16 protein-coding genes are annotated in these 20,249 nt (G+C 59.6%); 2 read left to right on the top strand and 14 right to left on the bottom strand.

Translation table 11 applies throughout. From position 1 onward, the window contains the following. The first annotated feature begins 52 nt into the window (after nt 1-52). Complete coding sequence (gene speD, locus ACLFLU_RS09260) at nt 53-445, top strand: adenosylmethionine decarboxylase (protein ID WP_426411905.1); 393 nt, start codon at nt 53-55, stop codon at nt 443-445. Between the two features lie 259 nt (nt 446-704). Here speD and ACLFLU_RS09255 read toward each other — a convergent pair whose 3' ends face one another. The 13 genes from ACLFLU_RS09255 to ACLFLU_RS09195 all read right to left on the bottom strand — a co-directional run bounded on the left by ACLFLU_RS09255 (nt 705) and on the right by ACLFLU_RS09195 (nt 19,016). Then, on the bottom strand, nt 705-3,815 hold the full coding sequence (locus ACLFLU_RS09255) for a MexW/MexI family multidrug efflux RND transporter permease subunit (protein WP_426411904.1): 3,111 nt from the start codon (nt 3,813-3,815) through the stop codon (nt 705-707). A gap of 68 nt (nt 3,816-3,883) precedes the next feature. Next, entirely contained in the window at nt 3,884-5,074 is a 1,191-nt protein-coding gene (locus ACLFLU_RS09250; RefSeq protein WP_426411903.1) for an efflux RND transporter periplasmic adaptor subunit, read from the bottom strand. Between the two features lie 290 nt (nt 5,075-5,364). Further along, the gene (gene glmS / locus ACLFLU_RS09245) at nt 5,365-7,191 is read right to left on the bottom strand and encodes a glutamine--fructose-6-phosphate transaminase (isomerizing) (RefSeq protein ID WP_426413954.1); all 1,827 of its coding nucleotides are present in this window, start codon (nt 7,189-7,191) and stop codon (nt 5,365-5,367) included. A 1,173-nt stretch (nt 7,192-8,364) separates the two neighbouring features. After that, on the bottom strand, nt 8,365-9,036 hold the full coding sequence (locus tag ACLFLU_RS09240) for a nitroreductase (protein WP_426411902.1): 672 nt from the start codon (nt 9,034-9,036) through the stop codon (nt 8,365-8,367). A gap of 35 nt (nt 9,037-9,071) precedes the next feature. Beyond that, on the bottom strand, nt 9,072-10,049 hold the full coding sequence (locus ACLFLU_RS09235) for an NADPH:quinone oxidoreductase family protein (protein WP_426411901.1): 978 nt from the start codon (nt 10,047-10,049) through the stop codon (nt 9,072-9,074). Between the two features lie 69 nt (nt 10,050-10,118). Beyond that, complete coding sequence (locus tag ACLFLU_RS09230; protein ID WP_426411900.1) at nt 10,119-11,264, bottom strand: acyl-CoA dehydrogenase family protein; 1,146 nt, start codon at nt 11,262-11,264, stop codon at nt 10,119-10,121. 219 nt (nt 11,265-11,483) lie between these two features. Continuing rightward, nucleotides 11,484-12,695: an ABC transporter substrate-binding protein gene (locus tag ACLFLU_RS09225; RefSeq protein WP_426411899.1), complete on the bottom strand. Its 1,212-nt coding sequence runs from the start codon at nt 12,693-12,695 to the stop codon at nt 11,484-11,486. Between the two features lie 89 nt (nt 12,696-12,784). After that, nucleotides 12,785-13,948 carry an acetyl-CoA C-acetyltransferase gene (locus ACLFLU_RS09220; protein ID WP_426411898.1) on the bottom strand — a complete coding sequence of 388 codons (1,164 nt, stop codon included), beginning with the start codon at nt 13,946-13,948 and terminating at the stop codon, nt 12,785-12,787. A gap of 12 nt (nt 13,949-13,960) precedes the next feature. Further along, nucleotides 13,961-14,737 (bottom strand): enoyl-CoA hydratase/isomerase family protein, encoded by a 777-nt coding sequence (locus ACLFLU_RS09215; protein ID WP_426411897.1) that lies wholly within the window; start codon nt 14,735-14,737, stop codon nt 13,961-13,963. Then, complete coding sequence (locus ACLFLU_RS09210; RefSeq protein WP_426411896.1) at nt 14,734-15,801, bottom strand: phosphotransferase; 1,068 nt, start codon at nt 15,799-15,801, stop codon at nt 14,734-14,736. The genes ACLFLU_RS09215 and ACLFLU_RS09210 overlap by 4 nt, the downstream gene beginning before the upstream one ends. Continuing rightward, on the bottom strand, nt 15,798-16,973 hold the full coding sequence (locus ACLFLU_RS09205) for an acyl-CoA dehydrogenase family protein (RefSeq protein ID WP_426411895.1): 1,176 nt from the start codon (nt 16,971-16,973) through the stop codon (nt 15,798-15,800). The genes ACLFLU_RS09210 and ACLFLU_RS09205 overlap by 4 nt, the downstream gene beginning before the upstream one ends. Continuing rightward, complete coding sequence (locus ACLFLU_RS09200; RefSeq protein WP_426411894.1) at nt 16,970-17,731, bottom strand: 3-hydroxyacyl-CoA dehydrogenase; 762 nt, start codon at nt 17,729-17,731, stop codon at nt 16,970-16,972. Before ACLFLU_RS09200 ends, ACLFLU_RS09205 begins: the two co-directional genes overlap by 4 nt. 133 nt (nt 17,732-17,864) lie before the next feature. Continuing rightward, nucleotides 17,865-19,016: an acyl-CoA dehydrogenase family protein gene (locus tag ACLFLU_RS09195; RefSeq protein WP_198033740.1), complete on the bottom strand. Its 1,152-nt coding sequence runs from the start codon at nt 19,014-19,016 to the stop codon at nt 17,865-17,867. On the opposite strand from ACLFLU_RS09195, the gene ACLFLU_RS09190 reads away from it, so the two are divergent. Continuing rightward, nucleotides 18,996-19,274: a hypothetical protein gene (locus ACLFLU_RS09190; protein WP_426411893.1), complete on the top strand. Its 279-nt coding sequence runs from the start codon at nt 18,996-18,998 to the stop codon at nt 19,272-19,274. The genes ACLFLU_RS09195 and ACLFLU_RS09190 overlap by 21 nt on opposite strands. Nucleotides 19,275-19,386: 112 nt before the next feature. Here ACLFLU_RS09190 and ACLFLU_RS09185 read toward each other — a convergent pair whose 3' ends face one another. Beyond that, nucleotides 19,387-20,058 carry a TetR/AcrR family transcriptional regulator gene (locus ACLFLU_RS09185; protein WP_375865986.1) on the bottom strand — a complete coding sequence of 224 codons (672 nt, stop codon included), beginning with the start codon at nt 20,056-20,058 and terminating at the stop codon, nt 19,387-19,389. Between the last annotated feature and the right edge of the window lie 191 nt (nt 20,059-20,249).

Raw genomic sequence — 20,249 nt, 5'->3', positions numbered from 1 at the left:
AAATCCCGAATAGCTCATCTTATTGAGCCGTCAATTCAACGGAGATTGCTTAATGATTATTGATAACGAAGAGGAAGTACCACCGGCTCTGTCAACCGGTGCGACGCATATGCTCATCGAGCTATGGGGAGCGAAAAACCTCGACGATCCGGACCTTGCGGAAGACGCCATCCGAAAAGCCATCCATGCGGCGAGTGCGACATTACTCCACCTTCATGTTCATAAGTTTTGTCCGGGCCACGGCGTCTCGGCAATAGCGTTGTTGGCTGAATCGCACATGACCTTGCATACTTGGCCTGAGAGATCCTACGCGGCCGTTGATGTTTTCGTATGTGGCGACAGCAATCCTGCGAGCGCCGTGCCAGTACTAGTTGCGGCCTTTCAGCCCGAACGGTCGGACGTTCGCAGCTTCCGGAGAGGTGTGTCAATCAAGCCAACCAGTTGAAGCAGATGGTCGATCCCTCGGGTGAGGGCATCGAGCTCGCTGCCTCAATCGAAAAAATATCTTGGACTAACTCTAGCATCAAAACTCGACCGCGGGGTTTCCTGACGTATGCTTATTTGTTGGCCGTCAATATCGACCATCATTAAAGATTGCACGGACTTATGGCGCAAGCCTGCCCAATGGTAGCGTCCCTTTGCCACAACTAGCACTTGCTTCGGCGCGGATGCGCCTTGGCAATGGCCATTGCCGTTTTGGATCTTCAATCGAGCGCCCTCAGGTCAGCTGCATCGCCTTCGAGCCGAGACTCAGCTCTTCGAGCTGCTTGTTCCGCACGGATCTGGCCTGGGGGACGGTGGTCGGCCGCGAGCACCACATAGACCGCCGGCAGCACGAACAGGGTGAACAGCGTGCCAATCGACATGCCAGCGACAACCACGAGCCCGATCGAGAAGCGGCTGGCCGCCCCGGCGCCGGTCGCGGTCAGAAGCGGGATCAGGCCGGTGACCATCGCGGCCGTCGTCATCAGGATCGGCCGCAGTCGGATGCGAGCCGCCATCTCGATCGCCGAGCGGCGGTCAAGCCGTTCGTTGAGCTGGAGCTCGTTGGCGAACTCCACCATCAGGATGCCGTGCTTGGTGATTAGGCCGACCAGGGTCAACAGACCCACCTGCGTGTAGATGTTCATGGTCGCTGCGCCGAAGAACAGCGGGATCAACGCGCCGACAATCGCCATCGGCACCGAGATCATGATGACCAACGGGTCGCGCAGGCTCTCGAACTGTGCCGCCAGCACCAGGAAGATGATGATCAGCGCGAAGCTGAAGGTTACGGCGAGCTGGTTGCCTTCCTGCACGTATTGCCGGGAGTCGGCAAGGTAGTCGTGGCTGAAGCCCTGCGGCAGCTTCTTGGCTTCACCTTCAAGGAAGTCGACGGCCTGGCCGACGGTCACGCCGGGCATCGGCACGGCCGAGAAGGTCGCCGAGTTGAGCTGGTTGTAGTGGGTCAATGAATTCGGAGCGGTCGACGTTTCGATCGACACCACCGTCGATAGCGGCACTTGCTGGCCGGCGCTGGTCGCCACGTAGTAATTGCCGAGCGATTCCGGCGAGAGCCGCTGGGCGCGTGGTACCTGCGGGATCACCTGATAGGAACGGCCCTCCAGGTTGAAGCGATTGATGTAATTGCCGCCGCCCAGGATCGCGAGCGCGCTGCCGATGTTCTGCATGTTGATGCCGAGATCCTGGGCCTTGGCGCGGTCGACGTTCACCTTCACGGTCGGCTGGTTGAAGGCGAGATCGCTATCGGAGACGATGAACATGCCGCTCTTGCGCGCGGCGCCCTTCAGCTTCTCCATCTGCTCATAGACAGCCTGGAAGCCCGCGGTCGAATTGATCACCATCTGCACCGGCAGGCCGCCGGGTCCACCGGGCAGCGGCGGCAGGTTGAAGGCGAACGCCTGGACGCCCTCGATCTTGCTGAGCTCGGCCTGAACCAGCGGAACCAACTGGATCGAAGAGCGATTCCGTTCATCCCACGGCTTCAGCAGCATGCCGGCGATACCGTTCTGGGGACCGTTGATGCCGTTCAGGGCGAAGCGCAGATCGGTCTCAGGAAAACCTCGCAATTTCTTGTCGAGCTTGTCGCCATAGAAATCGAGATAGTCGATGTTCGCATATTTCGGCGCCTTGATCACCGCGAACACGATACCTTGATCCTCCTCGGGCGCGAGCTCTTTCGATGTGTGCATGTAGAGGAACCCGACGAGCCCAAGGATCGTCACCGCGACCAGCCCGGTGATGGCCTTATAGTCGAGCGAGCGGTCGAGCCTGCGGCCATACCAACGCGTCAGCGCGCCGAACACCTTGTTGACGAACTTGGCGAAGCGGCCCTCTTCGGTGTTCTTGAGCAGCACCGAGCACATCATCGGCGACAGCGTCAGCGCGATGACGCCGGACACGATCACGGAGCCCGCCAGCGTGAAGGCGAATTCGCGAAACAGCGAGCCCGTCAGTCCGCCGAGGAAGCCGATCGGCGCATACACAGCGGCGAGCGTGATGGTCATCGAGACGACCGGACCGACGATTTCGCGCGCGCCTTGCAGCGACGCTTGCACCGGTGTCTTGCCCTCCTCCAGATGGCGGTGGATGTTCTCTACCACCACGATGGCGTCGTCGACCACGAGGCCGATCGCGAGCACCATCGCGAGCAGCGTCAGCAGGTTGAAGCTGAAGCCGAGCGCCAGCATCAGCGTACAGACGCCGATCATCGACAGGGGGATGGTGACGACCGGAATGATCACCGAGCGGAACGAGCCCAGGAACAGGAAGATCACCATAATGACGATGATCACGGCCTCGCCCAGCGTCTTCTCGACCTCATCGATCGAGGACTGAATGAACTTGGTCGAGTCGTAGGCGACCTTCATCTTCATCGACGGTGGCAGATTGCGCTCGAGCTCCGGGAACAGCGCGCGCACACCGTTCACAAGAGTCAGCGGGTTGCCCTGCGGCGTTGCGTTCACGCCGATGAAGATCGCGTGCTCGCCGTTAAAGGCAACGCTGGCGTCCGTGCTCTGGGCTGCAAGTTCGACGGTGGCGATGTCCTCCATCCGCACGAAGCCGCCGTCCTTGGCCTTGACGATCAACTTCCTGAACTCGTTGACGTCGGTCAGGCCTGTGTTCGTCGTGATGTTCGAGAGGATGAGGTAGCCCTTTGTCTGGCCGGCCGCAGACTGGAAGTTGTTGGCGGTGATCGCGGCCGCGACATCAGCCGGGGACACGTTGTGGCCGGCCATCTTCACCGGATCGAGCCACAACCGCATCGCAAAGGTCTGGCCGCCCAGGATATCGGCGGACGCCACGCCATCGACGGTCGACAGCACCGGCTGCACGACGCGCGTCAGATAGTCCGAGATTGCCGAGCCCGACAGCTCCTCAGAGGAGAAGCCTATATACATCACGGCCGTGGTCTGGCCGGTGGTCTTGGTGACGACCGGATCGTTGGATTCCTTCGGGATCAGATATTTGACCGAATTCACCTTGGCGAGCACCTCGGTGAGCCCCTGGTTCGGATCGAAGTTCAGCTTGATGTAGACCTGGATCGTCGACGTGCCGAGCACCGAGGACGAGGTAACGTAGTCGACGCCCTCGGCGGAAGCGACCGCCTGCTCGATCGGCGTCGTGATGAAGCCCTGGACCAGGTCCGCAGACGCGCCGGGGTAGACTGTCGTGATGTTGATGACCGTGTTCGAAAGCTTCGGATATTGCCGGATCGGCAGTACCATCGCCGCGCGCAGGCCAATTAGCAGGATCAGCAGACTGACGACGACCGACAGAACCGGTCGCTTGATGAAGATATCGGTAAAGGTCATCGCGGCGAACTCGATCTCTTTTGTTTCAAGAACGTGATCCGGTCAGACCGGATCACGCGAGTGCATTGTCAGTGGCGCGGCGGCTGCGCCGGGATCTGCGGGGCCGCGTCGGTCGAAATCGACACGGCCGAGCCCGATTGCAGCTTGAGCTGACCGACGGCGACAACCTTGTCGCCCGGCTTCAGGCCTTTGACGATTTCAGCGCGACCATCGACCCGGTTTCCGGTCTGCACGAAGGTGCGCACCGCGCTCAGGCCGGTCTTGCCGTCCTCTTCCTTCTTCTCGGTGATCAGGAGCACGGAGTCGCCGTAGAGCGTGTAGTCGACGGCTGTCTCCGGAACGGAGACCACCGCCGGCTTGTCCGGCAACACCACCGTGGTGGTCACGAACATACCGGGCTTCAGGATCTTCTCCGGATTCGCGACCGTCGCCTGCACCCGGATGTTGCGGGTTTCGGTCGCGATCTGCGGCTCGATCGTGGTGATCTTTGCGTCGAAGGTCCGGCCTCGATAAGCATCGACCTTCAGCCGGACCGGCTGGCCGACCTTGAGGTTGCCCGAATCCTTTTCCGTCACCGTGAAGTTCGCCCACAGCTCCGACAGATCGGTCAGCGAGACGATCGCGGTGCCTGCCGTGAGATACTGTCCTACTTCGACCTTGCGGACGCCGAGATCGCCGGAGAACGGAGCGCGCACCAGCTTCTGCGAGATCAGCGCTTCGGTCTTGCCGATGCCGGCCAGCGCCTGGTCATAGGCGGCCTGCGCGGAATCGACGGTCGCTTGCGGACCGAACTGGCGCGATGCCAGCTGCTTGGCGCGGTCGAGCGACAGCTGCGCGACAGTCGCCTGCGCCTTGTAGTTGGCGAGGTCGCCCTGATCCGGCATATCGAACAGCTGCACCAGCGGCGTGCCGGCCTCGACATGCGCGCCCGGCTCGAACTTGATCTCGGTGACGCGGCCGTTGACGTCGGCACTGACGTCGACCTGGTGCACGGCGGTAAGGCCGCCGACTGCGGTGAGCAGGTTCGGCACCACCTCGGACTTCGCCTCGGCTGCGCTGACCAAGGTCGGCGGCGGCTTGTTGTTGGCGAAGAACTGCTTGATCATCTGGCCACGCAAGTAGTTGAACCAGACGAGGCCACCGACCAGCGCACCGAGCAGCACGCCGACGATGATGAACCAAAGCACCGGCTGGCCCGGGCGCTTGGGCGCTTTATCAATCGGTTCGCCCGAAATCTTATGTTCGGCTACGATGTTCATGTCATGCACATCCTGCAATCGCCTGCCCCGGGCGCCGAAGCGTGGCCCAGATGCGAAGCAATTGCGGCGTCGTGACGTCCGCATCAGTCGCGTTCTGAATCAGATCGGAGAACATGACTTCGTCGATGCTTGAAAACTGCTTCATAATCCTTTGTCACCCTTTTTTGGCGAGGTCGCGAGAGGGAGACGCTGGCATCTTTACAGCCCAGCCTCAGCGGGCTGGCCGGACGTGAATGCTCAGACATGATTGTCTAGGCCAGTTTGAGGACCGGAAGCGATCGACCGGCTCCCTATTCGACGGTAACGGATTTGGCGAGATTCCGCGGCTGGTCGACATCCGTGCCCATCACGATGGCCGTGTGGTATGCGAGCAGTTGCACGGGGATCGCGTAGACCATCGGCGTGAAGGCGGCCGGCATGTCCGGCAGCACGATGGTGGCGAACGTATCCAGTGTCGCCTCTTCAGCGCCCTTGGCATCGGTCATGAGGACAATGTTGCCGCCGCGCGCTGCCACCTCCTGCATGTTCGAGACCGTCTTCTCGAATAAACGATCACGCGGTGCGATCACCACGACTGGCACAGTCTCGTCGATCAGCGCAATCGGCCCGTGCTTGAGCTCGCCCGCAGCATACCCCTCTGCATGGATGTAGGAGATTTCCTTTAGCTTCAGTGCGCCCTCTAGCGCGATCGGGAAGCTCGTACCGCGACCAAGGTAGATCACGTCGCGCGCTTTCGCGATGTCGCTCGCAAGCCTCTCGATCTGCGGCTCGGTGGTGAGCGCTGCCGACATCAGGCGAGGAATTTCAACCAAGCCACGCACCAAGTCGATCTCCTCATCCTCGGACAGTTCGCCGCGCGCCTTGGCGGCCGCGACTCCAAGCACGGCTAGCACTATCAGTTGGCAGGTAAAGGCTTTGGTCGAGGCAACGCCGATCTCGGGGCCGGCCAGCGTCGGCAGCACGGTTTCGCTCTCGCGAGCGATCGTCGATGTTGGTACGTTGACGACGGCGAGCGTGTGTGCCCCTTCCGCCTTGGCATAGCGGAGCGCGGCAAGCGTATCCGCCGTCTCGCCTGACTGCGAAACAAAGATCGCGAGATCACCTCTTTGCAAAGTCGATTCGCGGTAGCGGAACTCGGACGCGACATCGACTTCAACCGGCACGCGCGCAAAGCGCTCGAACCAGTATTTTGCGACGTTGCCCGCATAGCTCGCTGTGCCGCAAGCAGTGATCGTGATGCGCCGGACCTCTCTGAAGTCGAACGGCAGCTTGACCGGCAGCGCAACACGTTCGCAGGCCGTGTCGATATAGCGCGCCAGCGTCTGTCCGACCACCTCCGGCTGCTCATGGATCTCCTTGGCCATAAAGTGTCTATAATTCGCCTTGTCAACCAGGAACGACGACACACCCAATTTCAGCGTCTCGCGGTGCGCGACTGCGCCTTTGGAATCGTAGATGACGCCGATCTTGCGGGTAAACACGGCCCAGTCCCCATCTTCAAGATAAGTGATGGCATCGGTGAACGGGGCGAGCGCAATGGCATCCGAACCGATATACACTTCGTCATTGCCATAGCCGACCGCGAGCGGGGATCCCTTCCGGGCAGCGATCATGAGATCGCAGTGCTCCTTGAACAGGAATACCAGGGCAAACGTACCGCGCAGTCGCGGTAGGGATTCTTTCACTGCTTTTTGGGGCGAGTAGCGCATCTTCAGATAGGATTCGACCAGATGCGCCACCACCTCGGTGTCAGTGTCGGAAACAAATCTAGCGCCATTCTGCTCAAGTTCGGCGCGCAACTCACGAAAATTCTCGATGATTCCGTTATGGACGACCGCGACATTGTCCGTCGTATGCGGATGCGCGTTGGACTCCGTGGGCTTACCATGAGTGGCCCAGCGGGTATGACCAATACCAGTGTGACCCGGTAGCGGATTGCGACGTAGGCTGGCCTCAAGATTTTTCAGCTTGCCCTCGGCGCGCCGGCGCTCAAGATGATTGCCGTCGAGCGTTGCAACTCCCGCTGAATCGTAGCCGCGATATTCCAGCCGAGTGAGCGCTTCGATCAGCCGCTCAGCAACGGGTTCGCGCCCCAAAATGCCTACAATCCCACACATGCGGGTCAACATCCCCCAATTTCAAGAATAATGCTTTCAGAACAGCTACGCTCTTCTCGAGACCTTCGATTGAAGGTGCTCAGATTGCTGTGGATCTGGGTCGTTCGGATTCTGCGGGGCAGAACAAGCTTCGCCAGCCGAAGCGCGGTTTTGGCGAGCACGATCGAATGCCAGCATGTCGCGGCAGCAGGGGGCGGTAAGGCGCGAGCGCGTGGTGAACAGAGCGCCATCGCGTGTGCAGCCTCTTCTTCCGGCAAGGAAACAACATCGTAGTCGCGGTATGGCCGACGCGTGGACACATCACGCAAGTTGCCACTCAAACATCGATGACACTCGATGCAGATCGACGACCCGCGGGGAGTCCAGCTATCTGTCGGCATGAACTTCATCATCGTCGGCAGGATTGAGAGCCAAGCATGATGGCCCTGCCCCCTTCTCAAGAGATTCGTAAAGCGGATAGCTGGATAGAGGATTATCCATCTCGAAGCTGTCGCTCGCACATGGCACACAAAAAGAACCCCGGCCGCCTTGGGTGACCTGGCAGAAGTCAGTCTCGGAGGACGGCGCTATTACATTCCGTCGGTTTCCGTCGACAGTGGTAGGCCCCACCGACCGAGTAACCGCCCAAGCACCTGGCCGGACTGAAAATGCGCTTGAGTTGATGCTCGGCAAGCACCGAAATATTCCCTCGGCTCTAGGCAAAGATTGAGCACCATTCTGATTGGCCGAAGGCTTTTCTCCAAACCGAGACGTTTTCTTATGCGGGATCTTCTAGGATTGGTAAAATCGATTATGTTGATGGGCCGCATCTACACTATGGATAGCTGTCAAAATGCGGCTCATGTCACGTTATCAATGGCGACTTCGCGGTTTCGAGATCGCCGACCTCCGTGCGAGCCAGGTAAGGCCGCGAATCAATCAAAGAGGTTTTTAAGTTCGGTATGGCGGGCTTCGTTCAAGGTGTTGTGCGGCTTCGCCCTGTTAATTGCGATGATTGCACAATGTCCCTCACGGGCCTGCCTCCCATGTTCATGCAGAGTGAGCCTTCTTATGTGGCGTCGTACATCATCAGGTCACTGCCAAAAACGGATATTGCATGTTCCTGGCGAAGCCGTTGATCAGTTTACGGACGCTCGATATCGGGCGACTTCCGTCGTAGTCGAGCCCGCCTAATCAAAATCCACGGATCGTCATGAATTCCGATGGGCCGGCACGATCTGCGCGCAGACGGTTGATCGGATGTTCCGGGTCCATGTAGCCGAGAGCCATGCCGCAAAAGAGCATCAGATGGGAAGGCAGCCCGATGAATTCCGCGACGGTCTTGTGCCAGAGCGCCCACGCCTCTTGCGGGCAGGTACTCAATCCCTTCTCCAAAGCGAGCAACATAATAGATTGCATGTACATGCCAAGATCGGCCCATTGCCCAGGCTGCATCTGGCGATCGATGGCGAAAAACAGGCCGACAGGCGCACCAAAAAAGGTAAAGTTCTTTGCAAGCTGATTGAGACGTGCAGGTTTGTCTTCGCGCGGAACCCCGATGGTGCGATAGAGATCTTCGCCATTCTTGAATCGCCGAGTTCTATAGGGCTCCTTCAGTTCTGGCGGATAGATCTTGTATTCTGGCTGTTCGCCCATCGGGTTGATCTTGATCCGCTCGGCCATCAACCCCTTGAAGCGTGCGAGCTCTTGGCCGCCAAGCGCCCAGACATGCCACGGCTGTAGATTTCCGCCGGAGGGTGAGCGGCTGGCCGTGAGCAGGATCTCTTGGACAGTCTCCATAGGGACCGGGAAGTCCAAGAATGCCCGCACAGAGGTCCTCGAGTTCAGCGCGTCTGACACTTTCATGAGGATTTCTCCGAAGACCTAATCGAGGAGAATCGTCAGCCGATCCTGACGACCATCTTTCCTAGGGCCGAGCGGGTCGTCATTGCTTTGAACGCATCGTGGAATTCCTCGAATGCAAAGACCTTTCCTACGACCGGAACCAGTGTCTTCTTGCTCAACCAACCGAATAGCTGGGCGATGACTTGATCTCGCACATCCGGTTCACGACGACCAATCTGCGCCAGGTCGACCCCCAACAGCGCCCCTCCTTTTAGAAGAGGCAGATTGAACCGCAGCGCTGGAATAATTCCGGAAGCAAAGCCGATCACCAGGTGCCGGCCATTCCAGGCGATCGAACGGAATGCCTGCAGGCTCAGATCTCCTCCGACGGGATCGTAGATCACATCCGCGCCGTGACCGCCGGTCAGTCCCTTGAGTTCGTCACGCCACCCTTCATGCGTATAATCCACGCCCGCATCTGCCCCATATTTAATCGCAAATTGTCGCTTCTCCTCAGTCGAAGCGGCCGCAATGACGCGGGCGCCCAACAACTTTCCAACCTGAACAGCCGCTATTCCCACCCCGCCGGCGGCCCCCAGAACCAAAAGTGTCTCGCCGCCCTGTAGCTTTGCCCGGGCGCTAAGCGCGTACAGCGCCGTGAGGTAATTGGCGAAGAACGAGGCGCCGACCTCTGGCGCTATGCCCTTTGGCGTAACGAAAAGATCTTGGGCCTGTGCGCAGATATACTCGGCAAGGCCACCATTTCTGACCATGCCGATGACGGGCGTACCGGGTGCGAGGCCCCCAACATCTGCGGCCGCCTCGTCGACGATGCCCGCAAACTCCGACCCGGGCGTAAATGGCAAAGGATCTTTTGTCTGGTACAAGCCCTGCACCTTCAGGCCATCCACGAAGCCGACGGCCGCTGCCTGGATTCGAACGCGGACCATTCCCGTTGACAAGTCCGGCTTAGCCACATCCTTGATGACAATATTTTCGATACGATCAAACTTTTCGACCAACACTGCTTTCATGGCATCCTCCTGAGCACGCCGGCCCACCGGGGGTTCAGTCGTCGAGTCACTTCTAATAGCTCCGATAATCTAGAGCGCTCTCGAGATTACTTCCTTCATCATCTCGCTCGTCCCGCCGTAAATGCGCTGCACGCGTGCGTCGGCGTACATGCGTGCAATGAGATACTCGTTCATGAAGCCGGAGCCACCATGCAGTTGCAAGCACTCGTCGATGACCTTGCCCTGCTGCTCTGACGCCCAGAGTTTAGCCATCGACGCCGTGGCAGCATCGAGTGTGCCAGAAACCAATGCTTCGACACACTGGTCGACGAAGCAGCGCGTGACCTTTGTGATCGTCGCCAACTCGGCCAGCCTGTATTTGGTGTTCTGGAATTCAGCGATCGGCATCCCGAAAGCCCAGCGTTCCCGGACGAAAGCAAGCGTGGCTTCAAGAGCGCCCTCCATTGCCGCAACCGCCATCACGCCGATAATGGTCCGCTCATAAGGCAGGTCCGACATCAATTGATAGAAACCACGCCCTTCCATTCCACCAAGCAGATTTGTGGCCGGCACCACGACCTCGTCGAAGAACAGCTCGCAGGTATCCTGCGCCTTAAGGCCAATCTTATCGAGCACGCGGCCGACCCTAAAGCCGGGAGCTTTCGCGGTCTCGACCAAAATGATCGACATTCCGCTGGCGCGCTCGGTCGGATTTGTTTTCACGACTACGAGCACTAAACCTGCAAGGAGGCCGTTGGAGATGAAGGTCTTGGAACCGTTGATCACATAGCTATCGGCGCGCCTTTCCGCACGGGTACGAATGGATTGAAGATCCGAGCCCGCACCCGGCTCGGTCATCGCGATGGCTCCGACCAACTCTCCACGCGCCAGGCGCGGCAAATATTCCCGTTTTTGCTCCTCCGTCCCGTGATTCAGCAGATAGTGGGCCACGATCGTGTGGACAGACGGATTCATTCCCGTCAGGCCGCGGCGTGCCATAGCGTCGTAAAAAATCGCTTCGTTCCGAAAATCACCCCCGCCGCCGCCATATTCGGTCGGAATGTCCGAACACAAAAGCCCAAGTGCCCCGGCTTTCAGCCAGAGTTCGTGCCCGACATTGCCGCGTTTGCGCGCCTCTTCATCCAGCGGCGCCATTTCCTTGTCGATGAAGCGGGACACGGTGTCTCGATACATCTCGAGGTCAGACTCAAGCCAGGAGGGTCGATAGTTGATCATGCGTCTTACTCATCGTTTCTACGAACGCAACAATTGCGCTCGCTGCCGCTTGAATTCGAAACAGTTCCCGGCGATGTGCGATCGGATGGCCCGCTGCAGGGTGTCCGGAGTTCTTCTTGTCCGAACTCTGGCGATTGCAGCCCGCCACGCATGCCTTACGACACAGTCAAAGTTCAAATGCTGGGTCGGAGGCATGCGCCGCGGTTCTCTGCGACGGATTTAGTCCGCCGCATCCCCGTTGATCACATCTCCGAACAGCTCCCACTTTTCGCCGCTAAAGCGCATCAGCTGAAGTTGGCTGATCGGAGCAAAGTCAGTCGGCGACGTGTTCACGTAGATCCCCGGCAACAGCGCCTCGGTGCGCCATTCCTTCAGGTTCGCAGCCTGCTTCATGACGTTCTCGCGCGTGAGATCGTCACCGCACTGCTTCAAGGTTTGCGCCAGCGTCTCCGCAAGTGCGTAGCCGGTGATCAGCAATATGTCGCGTTTGTTGCCTTCTGGATAGTATTTGCTCAGAAAGCTCTGAAACTCCTTCATGCCGGGATCATTGTCCCACTGCGGATCCGCCGGATCCTTCAAGTAAGTGGCAGAAATGATGCCTTGCGCGTTCTCGAAGCCGGCAGGCTTGATCACACTGCCGACCGACGCCGAAACGTTGCTGAGGATATGCAGCGGCTTCCAGTCGACTTCAGCGATCTTCCTGATTGCCTGAGCCGCAAATTTGGGAGAGCTGATGTTGACCAGCGTGTCGGCGCCCGTCGCCTTGAGCTTGACGATATGACTGTCAATCGTCGGCTCCGAAGTTTCGTAGCTTTCCTCGGCGACGATCTTCGTACCGAGCCTGTCCTTGAGGCCCTTCAGGTAATCCTTTCCAAGATCGTCATTTTGGAAGAAGACCGCGACTTTGGCGTTCGGCTTTTCCTTCAAGATATACTTAGCGTAAGCGTGCGCCTCGCTCTGGTAGGACGGTTGCCAACCCGTGGTCCAGGGGAAGCTCTTGGGGTCGTTGAATTTGGTAGCGCCGGAGGCGACGAAGAGCTGCGGGATCTTTTTTGAATTCAGGTATTTCTGGATGGCTGTGTTGTTCGCCGTGCCGAGCGGATCAAACATGAGCAGCACTTCATCGCCCTCCACCAGCTTACGCGTCTGCTCGACAGCCTTGGGAGGCGAGTACGCGTCGTCATAGCTAGTGAAGTTGATCTTGCGTCCGTTGATGCCCCCCTTATCGTTGATCATCTTGAAGTATGCGGCCTGCACTTGGCCGATGACGCCGTAGGCGGATCCCGGACCACTGTAAGGCATGAGATTGCCGACTTTGATCTCTGTGTCGGACGCACCCGTATCGTATTTCTTCTGGGCTAGTGCCGTACCCGAGGCGAGCGCGATTGCCGCTGTCGCCAGGGCAGTCGCCCCTAAAATCCTTGCAAACATGTCATCTCTCCCTGTGGGGTATCACTTCTATTTTGCTTTGACGTTCTACTCTTGGCTCTTGATCGCGACCTGCCAGCGTGTCTGGAAGGTCATCCCAACGCTTCAATGATGGTCACGTTGGCGATGCCTCCGCCCTCACACATCGTCTGAAGGCCATATCGCTTGCCTCGAGCCCTGAGAGCATGGACCAGAGTAGACAGGAGCTTGGTACCCGAGGCTCCGAGGGGATGACCGAGTGCAATCGCGCCGCCGTTGACATTGAGCTTTGCGGGGTCGGCCTCGATCGCCTGAAGCCAGGCCAGCGGCACCGGTGCGAAAGCCTCGTTGACTTCGTAGAGGTCAATATCGCCGATCTTCATTCCGGCCTTTGAAAGGGCCCGACGGGTTGCGCTGATCGGCTCTTCAAGCATAATGACGGGGTCGCCGGCGGTCACCGTGAGGCCAACGATACGCGCGATCGGCTTCAGATTGTGGTCCTTGAGGGCCTTTTCGCTGACGACCAGTGCAGCAGAGGCGCCGTCGCAGATCTGGCTCGCGTTGGCGGCACTGACGACGCCGTTCTCCTTCAGAAGCTTGACCGAGCCGATCGACTCCAGCGAAGCGTCGAATCGAATTCCTTCATCGACGATGTGCTCTCCCCCTTCGATCTTGAGCGGAACGATCTCGCTCTTGAAGGCTCCGGATTTCGTTGCCTCCGCCGCGCGCCGGTGGCTTTCGAGCGCGAACCGGTCCAAGGTCAGCCGATCAAACCCGTATTTCCTTGCGATCATCTCGGCTCCCTCGAACTGGCTGAAGGATTCCACGCCGAACCGCTTCTGGATGCGGTCGCTGATTGGGCCGGCTCCAATGCCTTCCTTCTGGTGCAACGAAATGTTCGAGAACATCGGAACGCGAGTCATGCTTTCCGCGCCGGCGGCTATCACTACATCCTGAGTGCCCGACATCACCGCTTGCGCAGCGAACTGCACCGCCTGCTGCGAGCTGCCGCATTGCCGATCGATCGTCACGGCCGGAACGGATTCCGGGAGCTTGGAGGCAAGCACCGCATTCCGCCCGAAGGCGAACGCCTGCTCGCCGGCCTGTGTCACGCAACCCAGGATCACATCCTCGACGGCGGCCGGGTCGATCCCCGACCGATCGACGACCGCGTTAAGTGTTTCGGCAGCCATGTTGGCCGGATGCCAGCCGGCAAGTTTGCCGTTACGCCTGCCACCAGCTGTCCGTACCACCTCAACGAGATAAGCTTCTGCCATCGCCTGATCCTTTCATCCGTTTGAATTGCGACGAGCGGCGAATGCCGCAACACGACGGCGCGACTCGTCGGAGCCGCCCAACTCGGCGATGCTTCGCATCTCCCGATCGAGGTGCGCCTCCAACGTGCTATTGTAGCTTTCGAGCAACAGACCGCGCGCGGCTCCAAGCGCGGCTATCGGTTCTGCGACGAGTTTTGCAGCGATTTCGGCGCCCGTGGCGGCCAATTTCTCGTCTTCGACGGTCCGCGTAACGAGACCAATCCGCTCTGCCTCGTCGCTCGACACGCGACGGTTGGACAAAATGATCTCCTGAGCTCGCCGAAGGCCAACGACCCGCGGTAGCAGCCAGCTCATTCCTCCGTCCGGGCTGAGACCCAACGCGGTATAGGCAGCGCTAAAATGCGCTGAGCGTGCCGCCAACGCGAAATCGCCGATCATGGCCAAGCTCATGCCGGCTCCGGCTGCGGGCCCGTTCACGAGCGTAATCAATGGCTTTCGCATGCGCATCAGGCGCACGATCGCGGCATGCAAGGTTCCGGCTAGATCCCGCAGGAAGGCCGGCGCGTCGGCGCCGGCTGCGGCGAAGGCACCGACGTCTCCGCCGCCGCAAAACAGCTTTCCTCGCCCCGTCAGAATGACGCATCGGATATCCGCATCGTCGTCGCAGCGTTCGGCGGCCTGCAAAAGGGCGAGCGCCATCGCCGGGTCAATCGTGTTGCCGTGGTTCGGGCGCGACAACGTCAACTTGACGATCTTTTCGGCGCAGGAAAACTCGACCGGAGCGCTCATGTTAGATTCTCCAATGCGCGAGCAGCGAGCGCCGCCAGCTCCGGAAAGGTCTTCCCCCGCTCGATAGCCTGGGTCGATGAGGCCGTACCGCGCAGCGCCCGGCCCGCAATGCCGTGCATGATTGCCGCAAGCCTGAAGAAGTTGAATGCGACGTAGAAGTGCCAGTCTGAAATCGCTTCTCGGCCGGTCGCGCGGCAGTACCTGTCGATGTATTCCGCTTCTCCGGGGATGTTGAGCGCGGCCAGATCCGCTCCAGCAAGACCGGCGACGATATGAGGAGGCATACGATACATGATCGCGTGGTATGCGAAGTCCGCAAGCGGATGTCCGAGAGTCGAGAGCTCCCAGTCAAGCACCGCGATCACCCGCGGCTCACTTGGATGAAAGATCAGATTGTCGCAGCGAAAGTCGCCATGGACGATGGAGGCCTCGTCACCCGACGGGACCATTCCCGGAAGCTCCTTGACGAGACGATCCATGTTTGCGTCGCGCCCGGCTTCCGGATCTTCCTGATACTGTCGCGACCACCGGCTGATCTGCCGCGCAAAGTAACTGCCTGGCTTTCCATAGTCGCCCAAGCCGATCGACGCCGGGGCAACGGAGTGGAGTTGCGCGATGGCGTCGCACATGGCGTGGAAGTAGAATGGGCGCGCTTCTCGGCCCACTTCCGGGAAGGTGGCGTCCCAGAAGATTCGGCCCTCCACGAGCTGCATCACATAGAATTCGCTTCCAATGACGGACGTGTCGGCGCAATAGCCGTAAATGCGTGCCACAGGAAACCCGACCTGCGACAACGCGCGCTGTACGCGCGCCTCGCGATCGACGGCGTGCGCTCCGGACACCAATGGACCCGGGGGTTTGCGCCGGAGCACGTAGACGCCGTCTGCGGATTGAAGACGGTAAGTCGGGTTCGACTGACCTCCCTTGAATTTCGAGACGTTGAGAGGTCCTCGAAACCCGTCGACATTAGCCGCCATCCAGCGCGACAAGGAGTCCTCGTCGAGGCGATAGGCATCGGATGGCTCTGCCAATCCGAAGTTGGCGGCATCGTCGAGAGCGCTCATGGGTTCGCCTTCTGCCAGTCGCGCTTGATCTTCTTGGCGAGGGACCATTTGTGCACCTCGGTGGGACCGTCGTAGATCCGAAATGCACGAATCTCGCGGAATACCTGCTCGACGATGGTTTCGTTAGTAACACCCGTCCCGCCCATCACCTGGACGCAGCGATCCGCGACCCGCATGAGCGCCTCGCTCACGGCGACTTTTGCCATCGAACTCTCGTTTGTTCCGAGCGATCCCGTGTCCAGGACGCTCGCACACCAAGAGATCATCAACTCAGCCTGTTTGAGGTCGATCAGGTTGTCGGCAAGCATGAAGCCAACTCCCTCGTGATCGATGAGCGTCTTACCGAACGCCTGCCGGCGGTTGGCGTAGCCGGTCGCGATCTCGTTCGCGCGAATGCAGGCGCCCAGCCAGCGCATGCAGTGCGACAACCTGGCCGGCGAAAGGCGGATCTGCGCATATTTGAAGCCCTCACCCGGGTGTCCGAGCATTTGATCGGCCGGGATGCGCAGATTCCGGATGGTCAGGACGGCATGACCGCCCGGCATGGAACTGTCGATCGTGTTGGGCACATGGTCGATGGTGATTGCTGGATCAGGCAAATCGACCAGGAACATGCAGGCGCCCTCCTCGGCCTTTGCCATCACGATGCCGACCTTGGCTCCGCGAGCACCTGTGATGAACGCCTTGCGCCCGTTCACAACCCACTGGTTGCCATCCGGACGGCAGGTCGTGGTGATCATCGATGGGTCGGACCCTGCTCCCCCCTCTTCGGCCGGTTCGGTCATGAAAAAGGCGGACCGCGCGCGACCCTCAATGAGCGGTTTTAGAAAGCGCTCCTTGATCTCCGGCGAGCCAATTTTGCCCAGGAGGTACATATTGCCTTCGTCGGGAGCCGCCGTATTGCATGCGAGGGGGCCAAGTGGCGATAGGCCTGTCTTGGCCAGGACGATTGCGGTTTCCGCCTGCGAGAGATGCGACCCGTCGGCCAGGATGTGTGGCGTCAATACGCCCGCATCCCGCGCCAGTTCTCGCAACTCGATGACCAATTCGTCCTTGGGACAGTCATGATGATCACGGCGAGGATCACGCTCGAACGGGACCACGACATCCCGAACGAAGCGCTCAACGCGATCGGCAATCTGTTGAGTACGCTCCACGCCAGCCCCGCTCATTTGGGTGCCATTCGGATTGCGCCATCGAGGCGGATGGTTTCGCCGTTGAGCATTGGATTGGTGACGATGGACTCGACCATCTGAGCGAATTCGGACGGATGACCGAGCCGGCTCGGAAAGGGCACCTGCTTGCCCAGCGACGTCTGCGCCTCTTCAGGAAGCGACATCAGCAGTGGTGTGAGAAAGATGCCTGGCGCAATCGTCATCACCCGAATGCCATAGCGCGCGAACTCACGCGCAAGAGGCAGCGTCATGCCGACAATTCCGCCCTTCGATGCTGAATAGGCGGCTTGGCCGATCTGGCCATCGAACGCAGCAACGCTGGCAGTGTTGATGATGATGCCCCGTTCCTCACCGTCCGGTTCGGCCGTATGAAGGCGGGCGGCAAACTTCGACAGCATGTTGAAGCTGCCAATCAGATTGATGTTGATGGTCCTGGCGAAATCGCGCAGCGGAAGCGCACTGCCGTCTCGACCGATAGCTTTACCGGGCTGGCCGAGGCCGGCGCAGTTGACCAGGATGCGCCCCTTACCGTGCATGCGCTCTGCTGACTCGAGCGCCTGTTCGACGCCGTCCTCGTCGGTCACGTCGACCTTGATGAATTGCCCGCCGATCGTCTTGGCGTGAGCCTCTCCCAACGCGGCGTTAAGATCCAAGATGGTCACCTTGGCGCCCGCCGCCGCGAGTCGCTCGGCCGTGGCGCCTCCGAGACCGGAAGCGCCGCCCGTGACGATTGCGGCTGTTCCCTCTATATGCATGCACCTTTTCCGTTTTCTCGAGGTTCAAATTTCGATGGCCATCGCCATCGCTTCGCCGCCGCCAATGAGCGTACTTGCGTAGCTTGCGATGACGGCTGGATCTGACACGGAGGCTCCTCAGTGCACTTCGTTGTTAGTCGCGCGCTGCCGCGGCCCTCGCGAGGTCGCGCGCAATGACCATTCGCTGGATATCCGATGTGCCTTCGTAGATCTGACAGACGCGCACATCTCGATAGATCTTCGCGATGGAATAATCTTCCAGATAGCCGTAGCCGCCGAAGGTCTGCAGCGAACCCGAAACCACCGCCTCGGCCGTTTCGGAGGCGACGAGCTTCGCCATAGACGCTTCCTTGAGGCATGGAAGAGCTGCATCCTTCATCGCCGCGGCATGCAACACGAGCTGATGAGCGGCCTCCAGTCTTGCGGCGAGATCCGCAAGACGAAACCCGACGGCCTGATGCGCTATGATTGGCGACCCGAAACTCGTTCGCTCGCCAGCGTACTTTACCGCCGCGTCGAGAGCGGCGCGTGCCATTCCCACGCATTGTGCCGCAATGCCGATGCGACCGGCCTCAAGATTGGAGAGCGCGATGGAGTAGCCGGCACCTTCCGGACCGAGCCGCATTGCATCTTCGACGAAAACGTTGTCGAACCGAATGGCACAGGTGTCGGATGCGGCCTGCCCCAGCTTGCGTTCGATTCTCTCGACGCTGTAGCCAGGACTGTCGGTGCGGACCAGAAAAGCCGAGATACCGCGCTTGCCTGCAGCAGGATCGGTTACGGCGAACACGATCGCAAGGCCGGCAGTTCGCCCCGACGAGATAAACTGCTTCGCTCCGTTTAGATTGTAACCATGTCCCACGCGAACAGCCCGGGTCCTCAATGCGGAGGCATCCGAACCCGCTCCCGCCTCGGTCAGTGCGAATGCGCCAATCATTCGGCCAGAGATGAGCGAGGGCAGAAATCTTGCTTGCTGCTCCGGCGTGCCGTCCTTGAGTAAGCCTGAAACGACCAGACTGTTTTGAATGCTCAGAATGGTAGATAGCGCACCGTCGGCCGCGGCGATTTCAACAAGCGAGAGTGCATAGGATACGTAGTCGGCGCCGGCTCCTCCGGCCGCTTCGGGCGCTGTCATTCCCATAAGTCCAAGGCTCGCGAGCTCCTCAAACAACCGCGCGGGGTATTCCTTGGCTTGTTCGTAGTCGCGAGCGAAGGGCGCAACGCGCGCCTGCGCGAACTTGCGCACTTCGTCGCGAATAGCGGCTTGCGTTTCAGTCAGGATCACGACGCGCGCCTGTCGATTTTTCGCCCAGACGAGCCCAGGACAGCGAGCGCGACTGCGCTAAGCACTAAAGGGAAGGACAATGAAGTACTTGGCTTCATTACATTTTCCGCCGAAATGACCGGCTCCTCCCTGCTGAATTTCCGCGTTTCTGTCCCGGCGCTTAAAAGTGATATTGATGTCATATTATTGCCAGGCCGCCTCGTCAAGCCGGCTCCCATGGAGCGCAGGGCCAAGTCCGTCCACCTGGCTTTTTATTGATGATTGTCAGCGCTCGAACGCTGGTCGCGATCACTGGGCAGATTTGATGAACGAGCAGCGTCACGCCTGTTTGGCTACGACACGCGTGCTCGCATCAATGGCAGAACGGATGCTAGTTGGGAGCGGCGGGATCGTCTTTGGCGGTACCAAACACGCCTCGATACCAGACCTTTGCGCAGTGTGTCCCTATGTGCGCAATCTCCGCGTCGCTTGGATCTTCCGACGCGAGGTCAAACTTCATATAGGCAACCTGCTCCATCGTGGCGCCGAGCACTTCAGCAGCCATTTCAGGATCGAGTTCACGGCTTAGTTCACCTAATCCCTGAAGGCGAGTCAGCCAAGTCGCGGTGCGCCTTACGAAGCGGCTACGTTCGGTGACATAGAGAGAAAGGAATGTTGCTTTCTCTCCGCGAGCTGCCGCCTCGCGCATGACGCGCAACAGCTTGCGATGTCGGGCATAGATCTTGAGATAAGCGATGGTATTCTCAACGAACTCGGCTTCGGTTGTCTGCAATGAGCGGCCCGACCTTCGCTTGCTCGCGACGTAGATCTCGTCGACCAATGGCTGCAAAACGGCGAGCAGAATCTCGTCCTTATTTCGAAAGTGCCGGTAGAAGTTGCCGTAAGACGTTCGAGCGATCTTGACGATGTCCTGGACCCGGGTGGCCTCGTATCCTTTGCGCGCGAATACGCGTGCCGAGGCGTTCAGCAGGCGCTGACGCATCGCCGCCCCCTTCGCGGTGGCAGGGGCTAACGGCTCCAACGCAGAATCGGTCTCCAGCATTTGCCACCCATAGCACCGCGGCCGCTTGACCACCAGCTCGGAACCCAGTAATATGACATCAATGTCAGTTATTGACTAGGCTCGAATCGTCATCAGTTCAAGGGCCGGGAGCTGCAGAGCTCGCCCGGCCCGTCGATGCAGCCAGTACCCCCGTGGAGGGGGGCGCCCTCGGGTGCTCGGTCGCGGCAATT

The sequence above is a fragment of the Bradyrhizobium ganzhouense genome, assembly GCF_049949285.1.
In the GTDB taxonomy this organism is placed as follows: Bacteria; Pseudomonadota; Alphaproteobacteria; order Rhizobiales; family Xanthobacteraceae; genus Bradyrhizobium; species Bradyrhizobium ganzhouense.
The sequence above is the reverse complement of the archived record's forward strand: the minus strand, read 5'-3'. Positions and strand labels throughout refer to the sequence as shown.

Excerpts from the sequence above, each read along its gene's own strand:
- speD (WP_426411905.1), top strand. The coding sequence starts at position 53 with ATGATTATTGATAACGAAGAGGAAGTACCACCGGCTCTGTCAACCGGT.
- ACLFLU_RS09255 (WP_426411904.1), bottom strand. The coding sequence starts at position 3,815 with ATGACCTTTACCGATATCTTCATCAAGCGACCGGTTCTGTCGGTCGTC.
- ACLFLU_RS09250 (WP_426411903.1), bottom strand. The coding sequence starts at position 5,074 with ATGAACATCGTAGCCGAACATAAGATTTCGGGCGAACCGATTGATAAA.
- glmS (WP_426413954.1), bottom strand. The coding sequence starts at position 7,191 with ATGTGTGGGATTGTAGGCATTTTGGGGCGCGAACCCGTTGCTGAGCGG.
- ACLFLU_RS09240 (WP_426411902.1), bottom strand. The coding sequence starts at position 9,036 with ATGAAAGTGTCAGACGCGCTGAACTCGAGGACCTCTGTGCGGGCATTC.
- ACLFLU_RS09235 (WP_426411901.1), bottom strand. The coding sequence starts at position 10,049 with ATGAAAGCAGTGTTGGTCGAAAAGTTTGATCGTATCGAAAATATTGTC.
- ACLFLU_RS09230 (WP_426411900.1), bottom strand. The coding sequence starts at position 11,264 with ATGATCAACTATCGACCCTCCTGGCTTGAGTCTGACCTCGAGATGTAT.
- ACLFLU_RS09225 (WP_426411899.1), bottom strand. The coding sequence starts at position 12,695 with ATGTTTGCAAGGATTTTAGGGGCGACTGCCCTGGCGACAGCGGCAATC.
- ACLFLU_RS09220 (WP_426411898.1), bottom strand. The coding sequence starts at position 13,948 with ATGGCAGAAGCTTATCTCGTTGAGGTGGTACGGACAGCTGGTGGCAGG.
- ACLFLU_RS09215 (WP_426411897.1), bottom strand. The coding sequence starts at position 14,737 with ATGAGCGCTCCGGTCGAGTTTTCCTGCGCCGAAAAGATCGTCAAGTTG.
- ACLFLU_RS09210 (WP_426411896.1), bottom strand. The coding sequence starts at position 15,801 with ATGAGCGCTCTCGACGATGCCGCCAACTTCGGATTGGCAGAGCCATCC.
- ACLFLU_RS09205 (WP_426411895.1), bottom strand. The coding sequence starts at position 16,973 with ATGAGCGGGGCTGGCGTGGAGCGTACTCAACAGATTGCCGATCGCGTT.
- ACLFLU_RS09200 (WP_426411894.1), bottom strand. The coding sequence starts at position 17,731 with ATGCATATAGAGGGAACAGCCGCAATCGTCACGGGCGGCGCTTCCGGT.
- ACLFLU_RS09185 (WP_375865986.1), bottom strand. The coding sequence starts at position 20,058 with ATGCTGGAGACCGATTCTGCGTTGGAGCCGTTAGCCCCTGCCACCGCG.